The sequence below is a fragment of the Neisseria arctica genome (genome assembly GCF_022870905.1).
Classification (GTDB): domain Bacteria; phylum Pseudomonadota; class Gammaproteobacteria; order Burkholderiales; family Neisseriaceae; genus Neisseria; species Neisseria arctica.
Map to the genome: position 1 here is coordinate 2,225,768 of NZ_CP091510.1, position 25,993 is coordinate 2,251,760.

Annotated in this window: 26 protein-coding genes; 3 read left to right on the forward strand and 23 right to left on the reverse strand. The window is 45.1% G+C overall.

What is annotated here, in order from left to right; genetic code table 11:
- Positions 1–2 precede the first annotated feature (2 nt).
- The 23 genes from phoB to LVJ86_RS10420 all read right to left on the reverse strand — a co-directional run bounded on the left by phoB (position 3) and on the right by LVJ86_RS10420 (position 22,847).
- Entirely contained in the window at positions 3–701 is a 699-nt protein-coding gene (phoB, locus tag LVJ86_RS10310; RefSeq protein ID WP_047761022.1) for a phosphate regulon transcriptional regulator PhoB, read from the reverse strand.
- Positions 702–958: 257 nt separating this feature from the next.
- Positions 959–2,089, reverse strand: a complete 1,131-nt coding sequence (proB, locus tag LVJ86_RS10315) for a glutamate 5-kinase (RefSeq protein WP_047761023.1) — start codon at positions 2,087–2,089, stop codon at positions 959–961.
- 73 nt (positions 2,090–2,162) lie between these two features.
- The gene (locus LVJ86_RS10320) at positions 2,163–2,462 is read right to left on the reverse strand and encodes a DUF2818 family protein (RefSeq protein ID WP_047761024.1); all 300 of its coding nucleotides are present in this window, start codon (positions 2,460–2,462) and stop codon (positions 2,163–2,165) included.
- A gap of 199 nt (positions 2,463–2,661) precedes the next feature.
- Entirely contained in the window at positions 2,662–4,104 is a 1,443-nt protein-coding gene (nuoN, locus tag LVJ86_RS10325) for an NADH-quinone oxidoreductase subunit NuoN (RefSeq protein WP_047761025.1), read from the reverse strand.
- Positions 4,105–4,113: 9 nt separating this feature from the next.
- Positions 4,114–5,610, reverse strand: a complete 1,497-nt coding sequence (locus LVJ86_RS10330) for an NADH-quinone oxidoreductase subunit M (RefSeq protein ID WP_047761080.1) — start codon at positions 5,608–5,610, stop codon at positions 4,114–4,116.
- 36 nt (positions 5,611–5,646) lie between these two features.
- Positions 5,647–7,677 carry an NADH-quinone oxidoreductase subunit L gene (gene nuoL, locus LVJ86_RS10335; protein WP_047761026.1) on the reverse strand — a complete coding sequence of 677 codons (2,031 nt, stop codon included), beginning with the start codon at positions 7,675–7,677 and terminating at the stop codon, positions 5,647–5,649.
- Between the two features lie 17 nt (positions 7,678–7,694).
- A complete protein-coding gene (gene nuoK, locus LVJ86_RS10340) occupies positions 7,695–8,000 on the reverse strand; it encodes an NADH-quinone oxidoreductase subunit NuoK (protein WP_047761027.1) in 306 nt (101 codons plus the stop codon).
- On the reverse strand, positions 7,997–8,659 hold the full coding sequence (locus LVJ86_RS10345; protein WP_047761028.1) for an NADH-quinone oxidoreductase subunit J: 663 nt from the start codon (positions 8,657–8,659) through the stop codon (positions 7,997–7,999). The genes nuoK and LVJ86_RS10345 overlap by 4 nt, the downstream gene beginning before the upstream one ends.
- A gap of 11 nt (positions 8,660–8,670) precedes the next feature.
- Entirely contained in the window at positions 8,671–9,150 is a 480-nt protein-coding gene (gene nuoI, locus LVJ86_RS10350) for an NADH-quinone oxidoreductase subunit NuoI (protein WP_047761029.1), read from the reverse strand.
- A 15-nt stretch (positions 9,151–9,165) separates the two neighbouring features.
- The gene (nuoH, locus tag LVJ86_RS10355) at positions 9,166–10,215 is read right to left on the reverse strand and encodes an NADH-quinone oxidoreductase subunit NuoH (RefSeq protein ID WP_047761030.1); all 1,050 of its coding nucleotides are present in this window, start codon (positions 10,213–10,215) and stop codon (positions 9,166–9,168) included.
- 2 nt (positions 10,216–10,217) lie between these two features.
- On the reverse strand, positions 10,218–12,479 hold the full coding sequence (nuoG, locus tag LVJ86_RS10360; RefSeq protein ID WP_047761031.1) for an NADH-quinone oxidoreductase subunit NuoG: 2,262 nt from the start codon (positions 12,477–12,479) through the stop codon (positions 10,218–10,220).
- Between the two features lie 79 nt (positions 12,480–12,558).
- Positions 12,559–13,854 (reverse strand): NADH-quinone oxidoreductase subunit NuoF, encoded by a 1,296-nt coding sequence (gene nuoF, locus LVJ86_RS10365; protein WP_047761032.1) that lies wholly within the window; start codon positions 13,852–13,854, stop codon positions 12,559–12,561.
- Between the two features lie 144 nt (positions 13,855–13,998).
- On the reverse strand, positions 13,999–14,316 hold the full coding sequence (locus tag LVJ86_RS10370; protein WP_047761033.1) for a cupin domain-containing protein: 318 nt from the start codon (positions 14,314–14,316) through the stop codon (positions 13,999–14,001).
- Positions 14,317–14,399: 83 nt separating this feature from the next.
- Positions 14,400–14,873, reverse strand: a complete 474-nt coding sequence (gene nuoE / locus LVJ86_RS10375) for an NADH-quinone oxidoreductase subunit NuoE (protein WP_047761034.1) — start codon at positions 14,871–14,873, stop codon at positions 14,400–14,402.
- A complete protein-coding gene (locus tag LVJ86_RS10380) occupies positions 14,873–16,129 on the reverse strand; it encodes an NADH-quinone oxidoreductase subunit D (protein WP_047761035.1) in 1,257 nt (418 codons plus the stop codon). The genes nuoE and LVJ86_RS10380 overlap by 1 nt, the downstream gene beginning before the upstream one ends.
- Positions 16,122–16,709 carry an NADH-quinone oxidoreductase subunit C gene (locus LVJ86_RS10385; protein WP_047761036.1) on the reverse strand — a complete coding sequence of 196 codons (588 nt, stop codon included), beginning with the start codon at positions 16,707–16,709 and terminating at the stop codon, positions 16,122–16,124. The genes LVJ86_RS10380 and LVJ86_RS10385 overlap by 8 nt, the downstream gene beginning before the upstream one ends.
- A gap of 9 nt (positions 16,710–16,718) precedes the next feature.
- Positions 16,719–17,198: a NuoB/complex I 20 kDa subunit family protein gene (locus LVJ86_RS10390; protein WP_009115715.1), complete on the reverse strand. Its 480-nt coding sequence runs from the start codon at positions 17,196–17,198 to the stop codon at positions 16,719–16,721.
- Positions 17,189–17,545 carry an NADH-quinone oxidoreductase subunit A gene (locus LVJ86_RS10395; protein WP_047761037.1) on the reverse strand — a complete coding sequence of 119 codons (357 nt, stop codon included), beginning with the start codon at positions 17,543–17,545 and terminating at the stop codon, positions 17,189–17,191. The genes LVJ86_RS10390 and LVJ86_RS10395 overlap by 10 nt, the downstream gene beginning before the upstream one ends.
- Before the next feature lie 550 nt (positions 17,546–18,095).
- Positions 18,096–19,949 carry an ABC transporter ATP-binding protein gene (locus LVJ86_RS10400; protein WP_047761038.1) on the reverse strand — a complete coding sequence of 618 codons (1,854 nt, stop codon included), beginning with the start codon at positions 19,947–19,949 and terminating at the stop codon, positions 18,096–18,098.
- Between the two features lie 111 nt (positions 19,950–20,060).
- A complete protein-coding gene (gene ruvA, locus LVJ86_RS10405) occupies positions 20,061–20,645 on the reverse strand; it encodes a Holliday junction branch migration protein RuvA (protein WP_047761039.1) in 585 nt (194 codons plus the stop codon).
- A gap of 114 nt (positions 20,646–20,759) precedes the next feature.
- A complete protein-coding gene (locus tag LVJ86_RS10410; protein ID WP_235284600.1) occupies positions 20,760–21,467 on the reverse strand; it encodes a septal ring lytic transglycosylase RlpA family protein in 708 nt (235 codons plus the stop codon).
- Between the two features lie 151 nt (positions 21,468–21,618).
- Positions 21,619–22,083, reverse strand: coding sequence for a tRNA (uridine(34)/cytosine(34)/5-carboxymethylaminomethyluridine(34)-2'-O)-methyltransferase TrmL (gene trmL / locus LVJ86_RS10415; protein WP_047761040.1), 465 nt, complete (start codon positions 22,081–22,083; stop codon positions 21,619–21,621).
- A gap of 50 nt (positions 22,084–22,133) precedes the next feature.
- On the reverse strand, positions 22,134–22,847 hold the full coding sequence (locus LVJ86_RS10420) for a ComF family protein (RefSeq protein ID WP_075968084.1): 714 nt from the start codon (positions 22,845–22,847) through the stop codon (positions 22,134–22,136).
- On the opposite strand from LVJ86_RS10420, the gene bioH reads away from it, so the two are divergent.
- From bioH to moaA, 3 genes are all read left to right on the forward strand, one after another.
- The gene (gene bioH / locus LVJ86_RS10425; protein WP_047761041.1) at positions 22,846–23,589 is read left to right on the forward strand and encodes a pimeloyl-ACP methyl ester esterase BioH; all 744 of its coding nucleotides are present in this window, start codon (positions 22,846–22,848) and stop codon (positions 23,587–23,589) included. The two genes, LVJ86_RS10420 and bioH, sit on opposite strands and share 2 nt — an antisense overlap.
- Before the next feature lie 213 nt (positions 23,590–23,802).
- Entirely contained in the window at positions 23,803–24,600 is a 798-nt protein-coding gene (locus tag LVJ86_RS10430) for a methyltransferase domain-containing protein (protein ID WP_047761042.1), read from the forward strand.
- 298 nt (positions 24,601–24,898) lie between these two features.
- The gene (moaA, locus tag LVJ86_RS10435) at positions 24,899–25,873 is read left to right on the forward strand and encodes a GTP 3',8-cyclase MoaA (RefSeq protein WP_047761043.1); all 975 of its coding nucleotides are present in this window, start codon (positions 24,899–24,901) and stop codon (positions 25,871–25,873) included.
- The last annotated feature ends 120 nt before the right edge of the window (positions 25,874–25,993 follow it).

Genomic DNA, 25,993 nt, shown 5'->3' on the forward strand with positions numbered 1-25,993 from the left:
GTTCAGGCGGCCTCTTTATGTGAGAACCGATAACCGGCACCGCGTACTGTTTGTACAAACCGATCAAATCCCGTCGGTTCTAAAGCACGCCGCAAACGGCGTATATGTACATCTACTGTCCGCTCTTCAACAAATACATGATCGCCCCACACCAAGTCCAACAATTGGCGGCGACTGTACACGCGCTCAGGGTGCGTCATAAAAAAATGTAACAGCTTGAATTCCGTAGGTCCGAAGCTGACAGGCTGTTCATTCCCATACACCCTCTGCTCGGCAGGGTCTAACTTCAAACCTTTAATCTCGATTATTTCACTGGTTTTTTGTGGTGCACGGCGACGCAACAAAGCATTGATGCGCGCAATCAATTCTCGTGGTGAAAACGGCTTGGTCAGATAATCATCCGCACCTTGGTTCAAGCCCTGCTCCTTATCAATATCTTCGCTACGGGCCGTCAGTAAAATAATTGGCAAATCTTTACTGCGCTCATCTTGCCGGAGCTGCTTGGCTAACTGAACTCCCGATTGTCCCGGCAGCATCCAATCCAATAAGGCAACATCCGGCAATGCTTGGTCCAGCTTTTGTCGGGCTGCTTCCGCGCTGGATGCAACTTCCACTTCAAAACCTGCCTGTTCTAAAGTAAACCGTATCAATGCTTGGATAGATTCTTCATCTTCAACTGCCAACACACGAACTTTAGCCATGCTTTTCTCCAATTATTTTAGGCAACCTAAAAGGTAGCGATCCAAATTCATTATGATGACAAGCATAACGCACTCAAATGACGCTAATGTGACAAGCAAGCAAACTATGACATTTTATTGAATATTTTATGACACTGCCGCTGCTACTTAATACAATCCTTTAATCTTAATATCACACACATAAAATAGTCAGAATGATTCAACCGGCTGATACCTAAATGGCTCTGAAAATAATCTATGGCCGTCTGAAAACCAATTTACCACGGTCTGGCCATATTATCTCGGTGTATCAACTCGTCTTCCATGATATAGCCGATTTTAGCTTCAATCTGATCCGAAGGCGTACGCAGTATTTTTTGTGTTTCCGAGCTGCTGTAATTACACAAACCTCGGGCGATTTCCTTACCTTCTGCATTCACCACGGCAACTAATTCGCCGCGATAAAAATGTCCCTCCACCCGAATACATCCTACCGGCAGCAAACTGGCATGCTTTTCTACAATTGCCCGCTCTGCACCTATATCTACGGTTAGTCTGCCGCAAAGTTGTACATGACCAAGCAACCATTGCTTACGGGCATTAATACGGTTATGTTCACTGGTAAACAACGTACCGATTGACTCTCCTCTAGCCAAACGTTCCAACACGGCCGGAACTCTCCCGCCAGCAACCACTGTAGCCGCACCGCTTAATGCGGCACGCTTGGCTGCCATAACTTTGGTATACATACCGCCGGTACCAACCGCACTGCCGGCTCCGCCTGCCATACGCTCTAAGTCGGGGTGTTCCGCCGCAATACGCCCAATCAATTTCGCCTGTGAATTTTTACGCGGATCACTATCATACAACCCTTGCTGATCAGTCAGAATCACCAAAGCGTCGGCTTCCACCAAATTAGTGACCAAAGCTCCAAGCGTATCGTTATCCCCCAATTTGATTTCATCAATTGTAACCGTATCGTTTTCATTGATAATCGGTACAATCCCTTTTTCCAACAAAGTGCGTAATGTACTACGGGCATTCAAATAGCGGGTACGATTACTTAAATCTTCGTGCGTCAGCAAAACCTGGGCTGTCATGATACCGTGAGGAGCAAAAGCTTCTTCATAAGCTTGGGCAATCCCCATCTGACCAACTGCCGCAGCTGCCTGTAATTCATTGACCGCTTTCGGACGCTTGTCCCAACCCAAACGCTTGATTCCCTCTGCAATTGCACCACTGGATACAAAAATCACCTGTATACCTTGCGCTTTTAAGCCGGCAATTTGTACAGCCCAATTACTCAATGCCTGTTTGTCCACTCCCTTACCTTCGGCAGTTACCAAACTGGACCCTACTTTGACAACAATCAAGCGGGCTTGGGAAAGATTTTTAATTGATTTTTGCATCATGCTATTCCGTGTGATTTCCGTAAAATCGATCAACAACCACCTTCAAGGCAATATTTTCAGACGGCCTATCCTATTCTTTGTGTTTACTATGCCAAAAATAGCGCCATACAAATGCAGGAAAGGCGCAAACCAAATATAGACAGGCTACCGTTACATAAAACTCCCAATCTTGGGGGTGTACACTGCCGGCACGAGATTCCAATAAGCGGGCTAATAAGCCCATAATAACAAAACCTACGGCCAATTCCGGCAGGTGATGGATAAAGCGTTTTTTTACCAATTTAAAAATACCGAAAAACCGGCTGGTCAAAAAAGGAGCATTAGCAAAAATCAATGCCAATATCAAAAGGGTATACATGGAAGCGGTCATCTTACAATTATCCTGAAATTTAAAACCGTGGCTTTATCAGTGTTACAGAACCAGATCAAACAGCTATCAAAAGATTCAAACAGATCAATCATTATTGGTTATTAAGATGTCCAATAACATTCAGACGGCCTGTTACACAAACTGTATCTTAGCAAAAACGGCAACCTTCGTGGGTTGCCGTTATCCAATATAGAAAATATTACAATGTGCTTTTCAATGCCTGAACACACCAATTCATCACACTTTGCGGCATTACGCCCCATACCAACAGCAATAATGCATTTACGGATAACAAAGCTTTGGCAAAAAAGTTACTACCCAAAGGCTCTTCATGTGTATTTTTATCGAAATACATCACTTTTACTACACGCAGATAATAGAAGGCACCAATCAGAGACATGACAACAGCAAATACTGATAGCCATACATAGCCTTGCTCCAACAGCGTTTTAATCACTGCAAATTTGGCATAGAACCCCATCAATGGCGGGATACCGGCCATTGAGAACATCGTCAGCAGCATCAAAAATGCATACCAGGCATTGCGTTGGTTCAAACCGGCTAAATCGCTGACTTCTTCGCATTCCAATGCCTCATTCGACAACAACATCAATACACCGAAACCTACCAATCCCATAACCACATAGGCAATCGCATAATACAGACCGGCAGTAAAGCCAACGGCACCAGCCATAAATGCCAACAAAATAAAACCCATATGAGAAATCGTTGAGTAAGCCAGCATCCTTTTGATATTGGTCTGCATGATAGCGGCCAAATTACCCACCAACAATGAAACCACTGCTAAGATGGCCAACATTGGAGCCCAATCTTGAGAGACAGTACCCAAACCGGTTTCTAAAATTCGGAAAGCGAATACAACTGCTGCAACTTTAGGTGCTGTACCGACAAAAGTCGCAACCGAAGTAGGCGCGCCCTGGTATACATCGGGTACCCACATATGAAAAGGTACGGCACCCAGTTTGAATGCAACAGCCACTACGATGAAAACTAATCCCAAGCGTAACAACCAAATATTAGATTGCCCTTCGTGTGCTGAAGCAAGTACAGAAGCGAACTCAAGTGAGCCGGTTGCACCGTATACCATAGAGATACCGTACAACAATAGACCTGAAGCCAAAGCACCCAGTACGAAATACTTCAGTGCTGCTTCCGCAGCATTTCCGGAATCCCGGCGCAAAGCAATCATAGCGTACAGAGAAAGTGACAACAATTCCAAGCCAATATATGCCGTAAGGAAATGCCCCGCACTCACCATTACGCTCATGCCAGTTAAAGCGAACAAGGCTAAGATATAAAATTCGCCATTAAAGATTTTTCGGCTTTGATTATATGGTTTGGCATAGATAAACATAGCAAACATTGCCGCATACATCACCATTTTGGAAAGCTGCGACATTCCGTCTGCAATATACATTCCACTAAACGTAGAAACGCTTTGCGGCATCCATACCATCCACTGGGTAGCGGCAGTTACAACCAGAGTAAGCAAGCTGAGAATATGAGTCAGATTACGATTCTTATCACTCGTCCACAAATCCACCAGTAATACGATACCCAATGCCGAAAGCAAAACAATTTCAGGCATGGCCGGGATTAAATTCAAATCAGTCCAGTTCATTCACACACCTCAAATCTTGCTTTTTGCTACTTGTACGATCAAGTCGTTAGCCGCTTGATGTACGACTTCAATAAAGGCTTGCGGATACAAACCCATACCCAAAACCGCCACAGCCAAAATCGCCAATACGGCAAATTCGCGGCAGTTGATATCTTTCATTTCTTTCACTTCGGGATTCGTAATCGGGCCAAAAATAACACGTTTATACATCCACAAAGTATAAGAAGCACCATAAATAAGTGTCAAAGCTGCCAAAGCACCAATCCAGAAATTTACTTCGACGGCACCCATAATTACCATAAACTCACCTACAAAGCCGGAAGTTGCAGGCAGGCCCGCATTTGCCATACCGAAAAGCATCATAAAGGCAGCAAATTTAGGCATAACATTTACTACACCGCCATAATCCGCAATATTACGAGTGTGTAACCGATCATACATTACACCGATACACATAAACATTGCTGCAGATACAAAGCCATGCGAAATCATCTGGATAATGGCGCCTTTGAGTGCCCAATCATTCAGATAGCCGCCACTAAATAAAAACATACCCAGCGTTACAAAACCCATATGGCTAATAGAAGAGTAAGCCACCAGCTTTTTCATATCTGTTTGCACCAGTGCCACCATACCGATATAAATCACCGCAATCAATGACAGTACAATAATTACCGGTGCAAAATACCGTGAGGCATCCGGCAATATCGGCAAAACAAAGCGAAGAAAGCCATAAGCACCAACTTTCAAAGTAATGGCAGCCAAAACCATCGAGCCACCTGTCGGTGCTTCAACGTGAGCATCCGGTAACCAAGTATGCACAGGCCACATCGGTACTTTGACAGCAAAAGATAAGAAGAAAGCAACAAACAACAACTGTTGGATGGTAAACGGAATTTGTTTCAAGTTTTGCAAATCAGTAATTGCAAAGCTGCCCCCGGCCTTGAAAGAAAGATAAATCAAAGCTACCAGCATTAAGAGCGAGCCCAATAAGGTATATAGAAACAGTTTTACGGATGCATATACACGACGTGGGCCACCCCACATACCAACGATTAGGTATAGAGGAATCAACATACCCTCAAAGAACACATAAAATAAAATCGCATCCTGAGAGGAAAAAGCACCATTAATCAAGCCCGACATAATCAGAAATGCCGCCATATACTGTGCTGGGCGCTTTTGAATAACCTCCCAGCCGGCAAGTACAACCATCAAAGTAATGAAGCTATTGAGAATAACAAACAATACCGAAATACCGTCCGCACCTAAGGCATAATTGATATTAAGCGCAGGAATCCAGCTATGGAACTCTGTAAATTGGTAACCGCCGTTTAAACGATCAAAGCCTGTAAATAGAGGCAGCGTTATCAGAAAACCGGACAAAGCACCAATAAGGGCCAGAACCCGAGCGATGCCTGCACGGCTATCGGAACCAGTAGCCAATACCAGCACACCCGCTGCTATCGGCACCCAAATGGCCAAACTGAGTAAGTTATCAAACATATTCATAACCTGTTTATTCTAAGATTGATTCCTACATTACCCGGCAAACAAACGCCAGAACGTCATACCTACCAACACCAGCACACCGAAAACCATAGCTGCTGCATATGTGTAGATAAAACCGCTTTGCATTTTGCGGATTTGTGCGGCAATAGCACCCACAAATTTGGCCGAACCGTTCACAATACCATTGTCAATAATAGCGGTATCACCAACTTTCCAGAAAAAGTTACCTAATGCACGCGAACCCTTGGCAAAAACATTGAAATAAATAGCATCTAAGAAATATTTATTTTCCAAAATTTTATAAATAGGGCTAAATGCCGAGGCAATCTTCGCAGGTAAATGCGGAGCTTTCACATATAGAACCCACGCTAACAAGACACCGGCAATTGCCAAGTACAGAACCGGAGTATGCAAGCTGTGCGCTACCATTGCTAACGGTCCGTGGAACTCTTCTTTCAAAATAGCCATTGTAGGATGTAATTCGGTATTCACATAAATAGCATCTTTGAAGAAATCACCATACAACATAGGTTCGATAGCGAGATAACCGATAATGACGGAAGGAATGGCCAATAAGATTAGAGGTAAAGTAACTACCCACGGACTTTCATGGGGGTTATCGTTTTTACCTAAACCGTGGTGATGCCCATCGTCATGATGTGCATCATGATGCTCAGGCAAATCACGCCATTTTTCTTTACCGTGAAAAACCATAAAGTATTGGCGGAAAGCATAAAAAGCAGTTACGAATACACTAGCCAATACAGCAAAGTACGCAAAAGTGCTACCTGGCAATGTGCTAGCATGAGCCGCTTCAATAATTGAATCTTTTGAATAAAAGCCTGAGAAGAAAGGAGTGCCAATCAAGGCAAGATTACCCAACAGCATAGTAATCCAAGTAATCGGCATATATTTCTTCAGATTACCCATGTGGCGCATGTCTTGATCATGGTGCATTCCAATAATGGCGCTACCGGCTGCCAAGAACAATAGAGCCTTAAAGAAGGCATGCGTCATCACATGAAACATAGCAATCGAGTATGCCGAAGCTCCTAAAGCAACAGTCATATAACCGAGCTGCGATAGCGTAGAATAAGCCACCACACGCTTGATATCGTTTTGAATGGTGCCCAAAAAACCCATAAACAAAGCAGTAATCGCACCGATCACCATAATTACGCTTAGTGCCGTCGTGCTTAATTCATACATCGGCGACATGCGCGATACCATGAACAAACCTGCTGTTACCATTGTAGCTGCGTGAATCAATGCGGAAATCGGTGTCGGGCCCTCCATGGAATCTGGCAGCCAAACATGTAAGGGAAATTGAGCTGACTTGCCCATAGCACCTACGAAAAGCAACAGGCAGGTTACCGTCATCAACGACCACTCGACACCAGGAAACAACTGAATAGTTGCATTTTGAAGATTAGGCAAATAAGCAAATACATCGGCATAACGCAGACTACCCCCGAAGTAAGCTAATACTAAGCCAATACCCAACAAGAAACCAAAGTCGCCAACGCGGTTTACTAAAAATGCTTTTAAGTTAGCAAAAATGGCACTCTCTCGCTTGAAATAAAAGCCGATCAGTAAATAAGACACTAAGCCGACAGCTTCCCAGCCGAAAAACAGCTGAATGAAGTTATTACTCATCACCAGCATCAGCATTGAGAAAGTGAATAAGGAGATATAGCTGAAAAAGCGTTGATAACCAACTTCTTCATCATGCATATAGCCGATAGTGTAGATATGTACCATTAGTGACACGCTGGTTACTACCACCATCATCATGGCAGTCAAACTATCTACTAAGAAACCGACTGAGAAATCCAAACCACCCATTGTCAGCCAGGTATAAACATTTTCATCGTATTTAGCACGGCTACCGTCAATAAAACCATACAACACATAAGCCGACAACACCGCAGAAACAGCTACGCCCAGAATGGTAACTGTATGTGCACCGGAACGACCGATTTTGTTGCCAAACAAACCTGCTATCAGCGAACCGACTAACGGTGCTAAGGCAATGGTCAGATATAAGCTCATATTATCCATTATTCTTATTCTCCCGATTAACCTTTAAGGCGGTTTAAGTCGGCTACATTGATGGTATTACGATTACGGAATACCAATACCATAATAGCTAAACCGATTGCTGATTCCGCAGCGGCCACCGTCAATACGAAAAATACAAAAATCTGGCCGGCGGTATCGCCCAAATACTGTGAAAATGCGATGAAATTGAAATTGACGGCCAAAAGCATCAACTCAATCGACATTAACAAAACCAAAACATTTTTACGGTTCATAAAAATGCCCATAGCACTAATGCCGAACAATAATGCAGCCAAAACTAAATAATGGGTTAAGGTAATCATGCTTTGCCCTCACCTTCTGGTTGGCCGTCTGAAACAGCTGTAGTATTTGCAGGCTCAGCTACTTCGGCTTTCATTTTCACCATACGTAAACGACCTTCTTTTGCATTTACTTTAACTTGGTCAGCGGGATTAATATATTTGGGTTGGTAGGTTTTGCGATGTACCAAAGCAATTGCCGCAACCATACCTAACACCAGTAATACAGCGGCCAATTCAAACGGTAACAGATATGTTGTATAAATTTGGCTACCTAAATCACGAATGTTACTGTAATCGGCCGGAATATCCTGCATTGATCCAAAAGCAGCCAGATTCGTTTTTGGATTAATCAGAATCATGATAAGCACCACTGCCATTAACACACCAACCGTGCCTGCTACTGGAGCATGACGCCAGAATCCTGCACGCATTTCTTCGATATCAATATTCAGCATCATTACAACGAACAGGAACAACACCATCACTGCACCAACATATACCAGCACCAATACAATCCCAAGGAACTCAGCTTGCATCAGCATCCAAATCATGGCACTCGTACAGAAAGTAAGTACAAGATAGAGAGCTGCATGTACTGGGTTTTTAGCAGTAACAGTTTTCAGCGCACCAAATAATACGATGGCAGCAAATACATAAAATAAAATAAGGGAAAACGTCATTTCACGGCTCCTTAGCGATACGGCGCATCAGCTGCTTTACGCTTGGCGATTTCGCTTTCGTAGCGGTCACCAATGGCCAGCAGCATCGGTTTTGTATAGTAAAGGTCACCACGCTTCTCACCGTGATACTCTAAAATATGTGTTTCCACGATAGCATCTACCGGACACGCTTCCTCACAGAATCCGCAGAAAATACACTTAGTCAAATCAATATCATAACGGGTGGTACGACGCGTGCCGTCTTCTCGCTGTTCAGATTCAATATTGATTGCCATCGCAGGACAAACGGCTTCACACAATTTGCAGGCAATGCAGCGTTCCTCTCCATTCGGGTAACGGCGCTGTGCATGCAAGCCTCTGAAACGAACTGATTGAGGTGTTTTTTCCTCAGGAAACATAATGGTTTCTTTACGGGCGAAAAAGTTTTTAAGCGTTACGCCCATTCCTTTTACAAGCTCACCCAGTAAGAAAGTTTTTACTAAATTAGTCATCTTACTTCTCCTCCCTTACTTCCACAAAGACAAGGGCGAAATCATCCACAGGCCAAGTACTACAATACCGAGGAAACCTATCGGGATCAGTACTTTCCAACCTAAACGCATAATTTGGTCATACCGGTAACGTGGGAAAGTCGCGCGAATCCAAAGATAACCATATAGAATCATGGCCATCTTAATAAACATCCAAATCACACTAGGTGTACCGATAATGCCCCAACTTTGAGGGAAAGGTGATAACCAACCACCGAGGAACATTAATGAAGTCAACGCAGCGATCAAAATCATAAAAATGTACTCGGCAAGGAAAAACAAGGCAAAGGCAAAACCTGAATACTCTACGTGGAAACCCGCTACAATTTCAGACTCACCCTCTGCCACATCAAAAGGCGCACGGTTGGTTTCTGCCACAGCTGAAATCAAATAAACAATAAACAGCGGGAAAAGAGGCAACCAATTCCAAGAGAAAATCGAACCGCCTGCTATACCTTTACTTTGCGACTCCACGATATCGGCAAAATTCATACTACCCGATACCATTACTACCCCTACTAACGCAGCACTCATAGCAATTTCATATGAAATCGTTTGTGCTGAAGAACGCATTGCCCCCAAAAAGGCATACTTTGAGTTAGAAGCCCATCCAGCAATGATTACGCCATATACAGATAAAGAAGTAATCATCAAAATAAACAGCAGGCCTGCATTTACATTCGTCAATACCCACTCACTGCTGAAAGGAATCACAGCCCATGCTGCAAATGCCGGAGCAAGCGATAGCATCGGGCCGATATAAAATAGAGCTTTATTTGAGGTAGACGGACGAGTTACCTCTTTAAACAAGAGCTTCAATACATCGGCAAACGGCTGAATCAAACCGAAAGGGCCCGTTACATTCGGCCCTACTCGCAGCTGCATATAACCAATTACTTTACGCTCAAAATAAGTCAGATAAGCAACTGTCAGAATCAGCGGAATCAGGATAATCACAATTTTCAGCACAATTGAAACAATCAGGCCGATTTCGTTACCCAACAAGGTTTGAAAAAATTCTTGCATGATTAACCCCGTACCAACTCGATGGTATTCATCAACGCACCCAACGCAGCATTTTCAGTATGAAGCGGGAGGTACACAACATTTTCAGGCAAGCCTGTATCAGATAAAACAGTAACTTTAATACGATTACCGTTTTGCATTGCATAAACCCGTTCACCTTCTTGCAAACCCAAAACCGATAAAGTAACGGGGTTCACTCGAGCAGCCGGCACTTGAGCATGGCTGGTTGCTTGCAACGGTGCAGAACGGCGTACCAAAGCATCAGTATGATAAATACCGACTCCTCCGACACGTACCAACAACTGATTACTATTTTGGCGGGAACTATCCTGCCAACTGCTTTGATTACTCAACTTTTCGGATAAATTTGCTTTATCGACTGCAACTTGCAACACTTTCTCACTACTGTCGAATTCAAAGCCGGCCAATTCGAATACATTGCCTAGTACACGCAGTACTTTCCATAAAGGGCGTGAGTCGGCAAAACCTTTTACCACTCCATGGAATGATTGCAAACGGCCTTCCATGTTTACAAAACTACCAGAAGTCTCGGTAAAAGGTGCAATGGGCAGCATTACGTCACAAACTTCACGTAATGTTTCGCTTTCAAACGGTGTAAATGCCATCACACTTTGTGCCTGCTTTAATGCAGCAACGGCTTGTACACCATCAGCGACATCAATTTCAGGTTCCACATTCAAAAGCAATACGGCTTTTTTCGGCTCTTGCAACATTTGTTGAATGCTGTGCCCGATATTCAAACCCAACACATCAGCACCTACGCTATTGGCAGCTTGAGGCAAAATACCCAAAACTGCTCCAGTAACAGCAGCAAGCTTCTGAGCAGCTACATAAATAGCCGCATAATCAGGATGGTTTTGAACTTCCGCTCCCAATAAAATGGTTGCTTTTTCAGCTTGCTTCAGATTATCGGTGATAGCACTTTGCGTATCATCAGCCAAGTTACCTAACAAATCTGCCCAATCATTCGGATGAGTGACCTTACGGGCAAATAACGGCATATGCAATTCTTCATGACTGGAAGCCACCAAGCTCAATGCCATACCGTTTTTGGCTGCACGGCGCAAACGAGCGGTCAACAATGGCTGCTCTTTACGCAGATTAGCACCAACAATCAGTACGGCATCGTTGGCTGCCAAATCTTGGATACTTTGTCCCAACCACTGCGCACCCTTGAGGCCATCTGAAAGACGATTGTCCTGTTGCTGCAAGCGTGTGCTGATATGTTTGATACCCAAACCTTCGGCAAGCTTTTTGGTCAGGTATAATTCTTCGACCGTATTCATCGGATTAGCCCAAATACCGATTTGGTCTTTACCATCCTCTTTTGCAATACAATCTAATGTTTTACGAACATATTCCAATGCAGTCGGCCAATCCACTTCATGCCATTCCCCGCCGTGTTTGATTTTCGGCGTTTTCAAACGGCTTTCATGATACAGGCTTTCGTAAGAGAAACGATCACGATCCGAAATCCAACATTCGTTAACCGCCTCATTCTCCAACGGCAACACTCGGCGGACGGTGTGATCCTTAGTTTGCACAATCAGGTTGCTACCCAAAGCATCATGTGCAGAAATGGTCTTACGACGGCTTAGCTCCCAAGAGCGGGCATCATAACGGAATGGTTTGCTAGTCAGCGCACCAACCGGACATAAGTCAATGACATTACCCGATAATTCGGTTTCCACGGCTTTACCGATAAACGGCATAATTTCAGAAAACTCACCGCGATTTGCCATTGCGATTTCCTGCATACCGGCAATTTCTTCTGTAAAACGTACGCAACGGGTACAGTGAATACAACGGCTCATTTCGGCTGCCGACACCAATGGGCCCATATCTTTGCCGACTACCGAGCGTTTCTCTTCCTGATAGCGGCTTGAAGACTGACCATATCCGACTGCTAAATCCTGTAATTGACACTCGCCACCTTGGTCACAAATCGGACAATCAAGCGGATGGTTAATCAACAAAAATTCCATTACCCCTTCTTGTGCCTGTTTGGCTTTAGGAGAATGGGTATGAACTACCATACCATCTGTTACCGGCGTGGCACAGGCGGGTAACGGCTTGGGGGCTTTTTCAACTTCCACCAAGCACATACGGCAGTTCGCGGCAATAGATAACTTTTTATGGTAGCAGAAGTGCGGAATATAAGTGCCGAGCTTGTGCGCCGCTTCCATTACGGTGGTGCCTTGCTCTACTGATACCTGCTTACCATCAATTTCGATTTGTAACATGGTGTGTTTCCTACGTTACGGTTTCTTTATAAATAAAATTTATTTAACTGCTGTCAAGCTGACGTTTTCAGACGGCCTCTTAGCACCATTTATGTTCTTTGGCTGGCTTGCCGTATTCAATATAATGCTCGAACTCATGGCGGAAATGTTTGGTAAAGCTCCGTACCGGGAAAACCGCTGCATCCGCCAAGGCGCAAATAGTTCTACCCGCCATATTGTTACCGATAGAATCAAGCAACTCTAAATCTTCCGGACGTCCTTTACCTTCAGCAATACGGTGTACGATGCGGTAAAGCCAACCAGTACCTTCCCGACAAGGGGTACACTGACCGCAAGACTCTTCATGGTAAAAATAGCTTAATCGCTCCAGCGCGCGAACCATACATACATCTTCATCCATTACGATCACGGCACCCGAACCAAGCATGGAACCGGCCTTAGCGATGGAATCATAATCCATATTCAAGGTCATCATAATCTCACCGGGCAACACGGGAGCAGAAGAACCACCAGGGATCACGGCTTTAAGCTTTTTGCCGTCTTTCATACCGCCGGCCATTTCTAACAATTTGGCAAAGGGCGTTCCCAAAGGAACCTCGTAATTGCCCGGACGGTTCACATGACCGGAAATAGAGAACAACTTTGTACCACCCGCATTCTCAATACCTTGGTCGGCAAAATTTTTGCCACCATCGCGAATAATAAAAGGTACCGAAGCAAATGTTTCGGTGTTGTTAATAGTAGTCGGTTTACCATACAGACCGTATGAAGCCGGGAAAGGCGGTTTGAAACGCGGTTGGCCTTTTTTACCCTCCAGCGATTCTAGCAAAGCTGTTTCCTCACCACAGATATATGCGCCATAACCATGTGCAGCAAAGAGTTCGAAATCAAACCCCAAACCCATAATATTTTTACCCAAAAAGCCCGCTCTGCGAGCCTCGGCTAATGCCTCTTCAAACCGCTGATACCCTTCAAAAATCTCACCGTGGATATAGTTATAACCAGCCTCTGCACCCATCGCATAGCCGGCAATAATCATACCTTCAATCAATGCGTGCGGATTGAACATAATGATGTCGCGATCTTTAAATGTACCTGGTTCGCCTTCATCAGTATTACAAACTACATATTTTGCACCTGGAAAAGAACGGGGCATAAAGCTCCATTTTAAGCCGGTAGGAAAGCCAGCACCGCCCCGACCACGTAAACCAGAAGTTTTCACTTCGGCAATCACATCATCTTGTGAGATTTTCTCACTCAAAATTTTACGTAAAGCTTGGTAACCGCCGCGCGCTTCATAAGCAGCCAACGTCCAACAGTCAGACTGTAGGGTGTCGACTTGATCAAAAATAACACCGGATTGATAAATAGCCATTTTTTCTACCTACTTTTATATTCATACAGCATCATTATTAATGCCGACATGGATGTCCTACCGGGTATCAGGGCTTAAAACCAAATTCTTTAATTTCCTACAAATATTTGGTTCTGCTCTTTTCAAAATCTTTAGCAGCCTAGCCTAAATACTACCTTCCTTTTCAACCACCAATATCCGTGCTTCGCCTTGCGGGTGGGCAACGTGTTCGGTACCGATACCGGCGAAAAAGATATCTCCGGTTTGCAAACGAACAATATGTTCTTGTCCACCTTCACGATAGTGCATATCTACCGTACCGCTCATCACAACAAATACTTCTTCACCATCATTGATATGCCATTTGTAGGGCTGATCTGTCCAATGTAGGCGTACCGTGATTCCGCTCATGTTCGCGATATCTAAAGCGGCCCAGGCACGGTCACCATTAAACTCAGCAGAACGTATTATCCGATGGTTCATGAGGTTATATCCCAAATTATTCAACAATATCTTTTAAAACTACTTATCTGGGTTCTAGGCGTGAGTCCGTGTAAAATTGCGGCTTACTGCAACTCCGACAGTTTTGCCTCAATGGCCTCTTCAGTCATGAAGCTACACATTTTATGATTGTTTACCAACATTACAGGTGCATCACCACAAGCACCCATACACTCACCTTCTATTAGAGTATAAAGGCCGTCTGAAGTAGTTTCACCAAAACCGATACCCAATTTCTGCTTGAGGTATTCTGCAGCATTTACCCCCCCGCGCAGCGCACATGGCAAGTTTGTGCAAACGGTAAGCTTATACTTACCTACGGGATGGAGATCGTACATATTGTAAAAAGTAGCCACTTCATAAGCTGCTGCCGGTGCAATACCAACATAATCAGCCACATATTCAATCGTTTCAGGGCTCAGATAGCCCTTCTCCACTTGGGCAATACGCAATGCACCCATAATGGCTGAACGACGTTGGTCGGCCGGATACTTCGCCAGCTCGGTATCGATTTGTTTTAAAGATTCTGTGGATAACATTATCGGTCTACCTCTCCGAATACGATGTCTTGCGTACCGATGATAGCAACCACGTCTGCCAACATATGGCCGCGTGCCATTTCATCCATACCTTGCAAATGAGCGAAACCAGGCGCACGGATTTTCAAGCGATATGGTTTATTAGCGCCGTCTGAAATCATATAAATACCAAACTCGCCTTTGGGATGCTCGACGGCAGTATATGTTTCACCTTCTGGTACGTGCATACCTTCAGTAAAGAGTTTGAAATGGTGGATCAAATCTTCCATCCCCATCTTCATATCAGTGCGCTTGGGCGGAGCGATTTTGTGGTTATCAACAATCACTGGCCCGGGGTTGGCTTTCAGCCACTGTACGCATTGTTTGATAATACGGTTAGACTCGCGCATTTCATTAATACGGCAGAGATAACGGTCATAACAGTCACCGTTCACGCCCACCGGAATATCGAAATCAACTTTGGCATAGGCATCATACGGAGCTTTTTTACGGATATCCCACTCCACCCCAGAACCACGCAACATCACACCGGTAAAACCTTTTTGCAATGCGCGCTCAGGGCTGACTACACCGATGCCGACAGTACGTTGTTTCCAAATACGGTTATCAGTCAGCAAGCTTTCATATTCATCTACGCAGGCAGGGAAACGTTCGGTAAATGCTTCGATAAAATCAAGCATTGTTCCTTCACGCGCTTCATTTAGCTTTTTCAACACCTTCGCATTGCGGAATTTGCTAGACTCATACTTAGGCATAAAATCCGGTAAATCACGATATACTCCGCCCGGACGGAAATAAGCAGCATGCATGCGTGCTCCTGAAACCGCCTCGTATAAGTCCATCAACTCTTCACGCTCACGGAAAGCATACAGAAACACAGTCATTGCGCCGATATCCAACGCATGTGAACCGATACCCATTAAATGGTTCAGAATACGGGTGACCTCCGCAAACATAACCCGGATATATTGTGCGCGCTCCGGCACCTGAATACCTGCCAGTTTTTCAATTGCCAAACAGTAAGCCTGCTCGTTGACCATCATCGACACATAATCGAGGCGATCCATATAAGGTAAAGCTTGCAGATAAGTACGGGTTTCGGCCAGTTTCTCGGTGCCACGATGCAGCAAACCGATATGCGGGTCGGCACGAACAATGGTTTCTCCATCCAGCTCAAGAACCATACGTAATACGCCATGAGCTGCAGGGTGTTGTGGGCCGAAGTTGATGGTGTAATTTCTTAATTTGTTAGCCACCGTAATTCTCCTCGCGGACGATGCGCGGGGTGATCTCGCGCGGCTCGATGGTTACAGGTTGGTAAATAACGCGTTTTTCGGTTTCGTCGTAACGCATTTCTACATAACCGGAAATAGGGAAATCTTTACGGAAAGGATGACCGACAAAACCGTAATCGGTCAGGATTCGGCGTAAATCAGGGTGATTATTAAACATAATACCGTATAAGTCGAAGGCCTCCCGCTCATACCAGTCGGCACTGTTGTAGATTTCGGTTACGGAATCCACAACAGGAAAGGCATCGTCTTGCGCCCATACTCGTACGCGAATACGTTGATTGTTACGAACCGACAACAATTGGCTGACAACAGCGAAACGTTTACCCTCCCAAGGCTCATTTTTATAGGTACTGTAATCAACGCCACATAAATCCACTAACGACTCAAAGCCTAAATCAGCATGATCACGGAGCGTAGTCATAATTTCAAGGTAATGCTCAGGACGGCACTCAACGGTTACTTCCTGCAATGCCAGCACCACTTTATCAGCTTTATTGCCCAATACATTTTGGACAACCTGATACAAATCATTCACATGCATCGTGCTCTCCTAGTTACGGGCAATGGTATAAGTGCGCTTAATTTTGCCCTGAAGTTGGATCAAGCCGTAAATCAAGGCTTCCGCAGTGGGTGGGCAACCAGGTACATAAACATCTACAGGCACAATACGGTCACAACCCCGCACTACCGAGTAAGAATAATGGTAATAACCGCCGCCGTTAGCACACGACCCCATAGACAATACCCAGCGCGGCTCTGCCATTTGGTCATACACACGACGCAATGCAGGCGCCATTTTGTTGCATAGAGTGCCCGCCACAATCATTAGGTCGGATTGGCGCGGAGAAGGACGGAAAATAATACCGAAGCGGTCTAAGTCGTAACGCGAGGCCCCTGCCTGCATCATTTCTACGGCACAGCAGGCCAAACCGAACGTTACCGGCCACAAAGAGCCGGTACGGACATAATTGAGCACCGTATCCGCACTGGCGGTTACGAAACCCTTATTCAAAACGCCTTCTATTCCCATTCCAAAGCGCCTTTCTTCCATTCATAGATAAAGCCTACCGTCAGAATAACGATAAACACAAACATCGACCAGAAACCGAATGCGCCCAAATCCTTAAAGACTACGGCCCACGGAAACATAAATGCAATTTCCAAATCAAACAGAATAAACAAAATCGCCACCAGATAATAGCGTACGTCGAATTTCATACGCGCATTTTCGAATGCTTCGAAACCACATTCGAAAGGTGCGTCTTTTTCAGCGTAATGGCGTTTCGGACCGAGCAGATTACCTAGGGTCAGAAATACAATACCGGCAATCAAACCGATAATGATGAAAATAAATACGGGAAAGTAGTTAGCCAACATGTTGGATACACCTGATTCGTTAACGTAAATAATGCTGGTAAAACGCCTTTCATTGTAGCTAATTTCAAACGGCTTTTAAAGTTACTATGTAATTTTTTCCTAAAATTCCTTAATATTTTTATTTATTTTAAGATAATGGTTATCATTTAATTAAAAATATTGCCACAAGCCACCATGTTTATTAACAATATAAATCAGATTTTACTTTTACATAATATTTTTGTAATGAAATTTTAATAGCACTACATGGCTTTACCTTGAGGTAACTCATTTCAAAAAGAATAATTTCCCATAATACTATTTCAATATTTAAAAATTTAATTTTAAAAATCAGTTTTTTACAACTTAAAAAAACTTAAGGCTTAATATTCGCTTCACCTCAAATCCAACAGTATCACTTTTACAGAAAGACAGATCCTGGAAATAACTATATCAATTAAATATTTATCCATACCCTCAATGAATAAAGTACAAAGACTTAGAGTGTATATCCTACAAAATATCAGGCCGTCTGAAAATATTTTCAGACGGCCTGATATATTTAAACTACTCACATATTATGTTGTTCTTCACTTAGAAAACCACCGCTTTGATGGGTCCATAATTTCGCATACAAGCCGTTTTTCTCAAGCAATTCGAGGTGGCTGCCTTGCTCAACAATGCGCCCTTTATCAAGAACAATCAATCTATCCATCGCAGCAATAGTTGATAAGCGATGGGCAATCGCAATAACCGTTTTATTTTCCATAAGCTTATCCAAACTTTCTTGGATAGCCGCTTCTACTTCAGAATCTAAAGCACTGGTCGCCTCATCCAGCAATAAAATAGGTGCATCTTTCAACATCACACGGGCGATTGCAATCCGTTGGCGCTGCCCTCCCGACAGTTTAACGCCCCGCTCTCCTACATGCGCATCATAGCCTCTGCAGCCCTTTGCATCCGACAAGGTAGGAATAAAATCTGCTGCTTCGGCTAATTCTGCAGCACGGTAAACATCTTCGTCAGTTGCGTCCGGGCGGCCGTAAACGATATTGTCACGTACAGAACGATGCAACAACGATGTATCTTGCGTTACCAAGCCGATACTGCTGCGCAAACTTTCTTGGGTAACCGAGTGAATATTCTGTCCGTCAATTTTGATGCTACCGCTATTGGTTTCATAGAATCGCAACAGTAAATTAACGATTGTCGATTTGCCAGCTCCCGACCGCCCGATCAAACCGACTTTCTCACCAGGCTTGATGACCAAGTTGAAATCATTCAACAATAATTTGCCTGGTTCGTATGAAAAATCCACATGATCAAAACGTATTTCACCGGCAGTTACCTGCAACACCTGGGCATCGGGCGCATCAAGAATGGTTTGCGGTTTAGATAAAGTGTTCATTCCGTCTTGTACGGTACCGAGATTTTCAAACAATCTGGCCGACTCCCACATAATCCATTGCGACATGCTGTTCAATCGTAATGCCATTGCTGTAGCCGTAGCTACGGCTCCTACACCTACTGAGCCAAGATACCACAACCACAATCCGAGAGCTGCCGTTCCTAATGTTAATATGACATTTAAGGCATAGCTGACTGTATCCAAACCTGTAGCCAAGCGCATCTGTGCGTGTACCGTCACCATAAACTCACGCATAGAGGCTTTGGCATAAGCAGCCTCGCGTGCACCGTGGGAAAACAGTTTGACTGTGGCGATATTGGAATATGCATCAGTGATGCGCCCGGTCATCAACGAGCGTGCATCAGCTTGACGCTGTGCGGTTTGTGCCAAACGCGGAATCATCAGATACATCATCAGGATAAACAATACTATCCAAACGATAAAAGGCAGCAGCAACCAACCGTCCAGTGCAACCAAAATCACACCCGAGGTAATAAAATACACCAGCACATATACCACCATATCGGCACAAGTCATCACTGTATCGCGCACAGCCAAGGCCGTTTGCATAACCTTGGCCGACACCCGTCCGGCAAATTCGTCTTGATAAAAACCGAGGCTCTGATTCAGCATTAAGCGGTGAAAATTCCAACGCAGACGCATCGGAAATACACCTTGCAAAGTTTGTAAGCGTACATTCGATGCCACAAACGACCAAACGATGCTCAAAAGCAGCACTGCCGCCATTGCAACCAATGCCGTTCCTTTTTCAGCCCAGAGCTCAGAAGGGGTGTAGTTGCCAAGCCAATCCACCAACTTACCCATAAATTGAAACAACACGGCCGATAAAACACCCAACCCTGCCGACAATAACATCAATACAAACAACCAAATACGCAAACCTTCAAGGTTAGACCAAATAAAAGCCGACACACTTTGCCCTTGCGGCGTTTTCGGTTCGGCATCGGGGTAAGGATCGACACGGGATTCAAACCAATGGAAAATTTTTTGCAACATATCATGCTTACCTTTAAAAAGGTTTCAGACGGCCTTTTCCAAACTCGGAATCAGGCCGTCTGAAAAAAGACTTATACTTTAACTTTCACACCCTTTTAATACTGGGTCAAATCATTTCAACAGGTTTCTCAATGCCAAGCGCACACCTTCGCTAACATCGGTACCGGCTGCGATACCTTTAACGGCGGCACGCGCCTCACGCTCGTTATAGCCCAAAGCCAGTAATGTGCTGACGATATCATCCGTTTCATCTGCTACCGTATCAGGTGCAAACAAACCTCCGGCTACGCTTTCACCTGCCAGTTTACCGCGCAGCTCCAATACCATACGTTCTGCAGTTTTTTTACCGATACCGGGAGCAGACGACAAGCGTTTCACATCTTCTTGCGCTACGGCCTGCGCCAACTCATCCGCGCTCATAGCCGACAAAATGCCCAAAGCCGTTTTGGCACCAATACCGCTAACTTTCACTAATTGGCGGAATGTAGCCCGCTCATTTTGACTGGCAAAGCCAAACAACAAATGGGCATCTTCACGAACGACCAACTGCGTATACAGTTGAACGGTTTCATTTAAAGGCGGCAATTGGTAAAAAGTCTGCATCGATACGTCCACCTCATAGCCGACCCCCCCGACATCAATCACAATCTGCGGCGGGTGTTTCTCAGTCAATTTCCCGGTTAGTCTGCTAATCATAGGGCGGCACTTTCTATCGTAGGTTTGATACAAGCATTATAGCGCAATACAAATAAATTCAGACGGCCTGAAGATTAAACACAGGCCGTCTGAAACATAAGGGATACTTCCGGATTAAATAGCAGTTTGTACCTGGCGTTTTACCGTATCTGCATGCTCTTGGCGGGCAAATGGCCCCATACGCACCACATACTGGTTGTTTTGCTTCACCATAATGACTTTTTGACCACCCTCTACGCTTTTAAGCTGGCGGTTGGTTTTGGTGAGGTAACTCTTCGCATCTGCTTCTTTATTGAAACTCTTGAGGTTGACATAAATATTACGGCCGCTGCGTTGTAAAGCTGAAGAAGCAAGGGTTTCACTACCCGGAACAATCTGCTCCACACGCACATTGGCCGTACCTTTACTCATAAAACCCAACTTTTGCGCCGCTGCTTTGGATACGTCAATCACACGGCTACCGTGGAAAGGCCCCCGGTCATTGATGCGTACCACAACGCTTTTCCCGTTAGAAAGATTGGTAACACGCGCGTAACTTGGAATTGGCAGGGTTTTATGGGCGGCAGTCATAATGTTCATATCATAACGCTCACCACTGGAGGTTTTCCGACCATGGAACTGGCTGCCGTACCAAGATGCTTTACCGGTCTGACTAAACTCTGCTACTTTTCTCAACGGTTGGTAGCGTTTTCCGGCTACCTTATAGCTTAAATTTGCACTTCGGTGCAATTTTTCCGCTTTTACTACGGCATTAGGCTGCAAACTCGCACTGGTGCCCACCGCACTTATATTACGGGCAGGCTCGGCTGCAGCCGGCTTCATAAATACCGTGCCCACAGCCATAGCCGCAAACACGCCGACAAAAAAAGTATTCTTCGCTTTAGTCAAAACAGAGTCCAATTCTTGAGTTGATAATGTTTGTTGCCGATAAAGCTTTCAGCAGCCCTATCCGGCAGCAGATAAGCACTGCAAATCAGCTGCCTCCTGCAAAATCAAGCTGCCGCCATGCCTCGAACAGCATAACGGCAACGGTATTCGACAGATTCATACTCCTGCTGCCTTCTTTCATCGGTAGACGTAATTTCTGCTCTACCGGCAAGGCATCTAATATTTCAGACGGCAAACCCCGGGTTTCCGGGCCGAATAGAAAAACGTCACCACTCTGAAATGCAACCTTATCCGGCCGCTGGCTGCCTTTAGTGGTTAAAGCAAAAATCCGCCTGCCGGCCAAAGCCGTCATACAATCTTCAAAATTTTCATGTACTGTCAGGCTGGCAAACTCATGATAATCCAATCCGGCCCGCTTCATTTTGCTCGAATCCAGAGGAAAACCAAGCGGTTTTACCAAATGCAAATCTACTCCAGTATTAGCACATAGGCGGATGATATTACCGGTATTCGGGGGGATTTCAGGCTGGTATAAAACTACAGTAAACATATAAATCAGTCACTTAATCAGAGGTACTATGCCGCAAAGCAGCAATTGCGTCAAAATTTTTTCATTTGTGCACGTGCCAAACTCCAGCAAAAAATACTCTGGGCGCCCGCCCGTTTAAGTATTCGCGATAATTCTGCCAATGTTGCGCCTGTGGTCACAACATCATCGATTAACAGCAGCTTACGGTTTTTAACCAAAGATTTTTCCACTTCAAAAGCATGGCGGACATTTCGCTGGCGATCAGCACGTTTCAGCGTACTCTGGGGCGCATGAGGATGCCTAAAAACCGTATTCGGATGCAGCACCTGCCATCCGTAGATACCGGCCAACCGTACAGCCAGCTCATCGGCTTGATTGAAGCCTCGGTAAATCCGACGGCTCTTGCTTAAAGGCATCGCCAACACCGCATCGACCTCCACCTCATCCAGCCAATACGGCGGATGCTGTCGCATGATTTCCACCAATGCCGGCAAAACGCTCATATCTCCCTGATGCTTAAATGCATGCAAAAGGCTGCTCAGCGGCGGCTCATAATACACAGAGGCCCAAATTTTCTCAAACGGGGGAGGCCTCTTCTGACATGCGCCACATATTGAGGCTGTTACGCTAAATTGCAAACAAAGCGGACAAGAGCGTTCGCTATCGAGACTCAAATTTTTCAAATCACCCGAACATGCTTCACATAAGCCGTCTGCCGCTGAAACATGGCATAATACGCAGCGCTTCATATCGAAAAATCTGCGCCACCAAGAGAATCCCTTCATGCATCAACCTACAAAAAAAATTTACCTGATTCACGGCTGGGCAGCCAACCGCCATATTTTTGATGACTTGATTCCACGTCTGCCAACCTCATGGGAGGTCCATGCGCTTGACTTACCCGGCCACGGCAGCGCGCCCTTCAAGGGCTATTTCGATGTAGCTGAAACGGCCGAAAAATTCGCTGCCGAAATTACAGAGCCCGGCTATTGGCTCGGTTGGTCTCTCGGCAGTCAAATCGTGCTGCATCTGGCCGCACGCTATCCTGAGAAAGTACATGCGTTATGCCTAACCGCCGGATTTGCCAAATTCCAAGCGGCTCCCGATTATCCGGAAGGGCTAACTAATCCGGCACTGGCCAAAATGGTGGATTTATTCCAGCAGGATTATCGCAAATACATGAAACAATTTCTAGAGTTACAGTTTCTATACTCAAAAGAACAGCATCCGATATTGGAAAAGGTTTTACCTGATATAGTAAAACATGGTGCGCCGGCCGCCTTACAATCGGCTCTAGATGCGGTAGCCGTAAGTGATGCACGACCGCTGCTTCCCGATTTAAAGATTCCGACCTTACTAATTTTCGGCGGCAAAGACAGCATTACACCGGTGCGCATGGGCGAATACTTGCATAAGTACTTACCCTACAGTGAGCTGCATATTATTGAAAAAGCCGCACATGCGCCCTTTCTAACCCATGCCGAACAATTTGCAAATTTATTACAAGCATTTTTCGAAAGGCATTAAACATCATGTAACCAGGCAAACTCAAAGCCATATTTTCAGACGGTATCACTTTTAAATATCCTAAATAATCACGGCAACAGGCCGTCTGAAATATTAAAGTACATATCAGCCGATTAAAAACACATTTAGGCCACCGCCAACTATCCAATGTCATGACTATTTAGTTAAGTGCTCCGAATCCATACAAATTAATATATTTACCGCCAAACCATTATGAATACATCCGACCACTGGCAAATCCACCGTCATCTTGCGCAAAACTTCAACGAACGGTTACAAATCATCCGCAGTGAACCGCAAAATATTACGCTTGTGGGTGCGGATGCCGATATCAGCCACAGCCTGTTGGCAGTCCGTTACCCAAAAGCTGTTTTTACGGAGTACGATCCCCGCCCCGACTTTCTAAGTGCGTCGGAAGCCGCCCGCAAGCCCAACTTATGGCAAAAACTAATCGGTAAGAAAATTCCGCAACATCAACAGATATTAACAGAGCCCCTGCCCGAAGCAGCAGCCGATATGTTGTGGGCCAACTTAAGCCTGATTACCGCGACCGAGCCAACAGCTGTGTTTGATAATTGGGCACGCCATCTGAAAACCGACGGACTATTGTTTTTTACCCATTTCGGCATTGATACCTTGCGCGACCTCATCAGCCGCCTCAACGCACGTGGTATCAACTGTAGCACCCCCACTCTGCTCGATATGCACGATCTGGGGGATATGCTGTTTCACCACGGTTTCTATGATCCCGTTATGGACACCGCCCAAATCGAACTCAACTACCGCACAGCCGAAGCATTCTGGCAAGATATGAATACCCTTGGGCTATGGCAAGCATTACAGTTTGACGATGAAACGGCAGCCCGCCATGCCGTAGACCATATGTGGCACAGTGGCGAACTACATAGCATCACACTAGAAACCGTATACGGCCATGCCCTCAAAAAACTACTGCTGCCCGAGGGAGAAAGCCCTGTACAGTTTTTTCCACGCAATGCCACCGACAAATAAGGACAACCGGCTTATTTTGCATGACATAAAAATATAAATTGCTGATTAGCCGTAATATTTCACTCAAATCCGGTGTTGGGTTTGTTATAATCGCAAAATACGCAAGTCATCGGATAGGGTGTTCTTTTGAAGCAGCCGGACTTCACGCCTGCCCCGAACAAACAATCCTCCGAAAGAACTAGCGACTAAATACAATGCAGCATCAACAAAGACTGTAAACAAACATAAAATAAGCGCAAGGAATACCTTTTAAAACAACGCGCTGCTAAAACACAGCACACACCAGAACGAGAAAACCATGTTAACCGACGCATTTGGCCGAACCGTAGACTACCTGCGCATTTCCGTAACAGACCGTTGCGATTTGCGTTGCACCTATTGTCTGCCCAAAGGCTTTAAAGGTTTTTCCATCCCCAAAGAATGGCTCACCATCGAAGAGCTTGGGCGCGTAGCCTCCGCATTTGCCCGATTGGGAACCAAACGCTTCCGGCTCACCGGCGGAGAACCGCTTTTACGCAAAGGCTTAGCCGAATTAGCTGCGGAAATCAACCGCCAACCCGGTGTAGAAGATATTTCACTCACAACAAACGGTACGCAATTAGGCAAACATGCCCACAGCTTGCGGGAAGCAGGTGTACGCCGTCTGAACATCAGCCTTGATTCACTGCGCAACGACTGTGTTAAAGACATTACCGGCACAGATTGTCTGCCCCAAGTTTTGGAAGGCATAGAAACTGCGAAAGCAGCCGGTTTCGAGCGCATTAAAATCAACATGGTTCCACTCAAAGGCGTTAATGACAACGACTTGGACGACATGGTAGCTTTTTGTATCAGAAACGGCTTTATCCTCAACCTGATCGAAGCCATGCCCATGGGAACAACGGGACAAGCGCACGCTAAAGTAAATCTACAGCCGGTACTGGCAGAACTACAACAAAAATTTAACCTGACCCCCTATCAAGGCACAATCGGCGGCGGTCCTGCCCGCTATTGGCAGAGCCGCAACGGTGAATTTACTCTTGGCTTGATTACACCGATGAGCCAACATTTCTGTGCAACCTGCAATCGTGTCCGTCTCTCTGCCACCGGCAATATCCATCTCTGCCTCGGACAGGAAGACAAAGTTGCCCTACGCCCTATGTTACGGGACGGTTGTACCGATGCCGAACTGGAGCAAACTATAAAGAATGCACTCCTACTTAAACCTGAAAAGCACGAATTTGTCGAAAATCCTAAAAAAATCATCCGGGTTATGGCTTTAACAGGCGGCTAGGCCGAAACAGCCGCACGGCAAACAACTTAAAATACCTACGGCAATGACTTTTTACCGTAGGTATTTTTACTAGACGAATACGTTTCCGAAAACTCTTCAACAAAACAGAGTAATAATCGA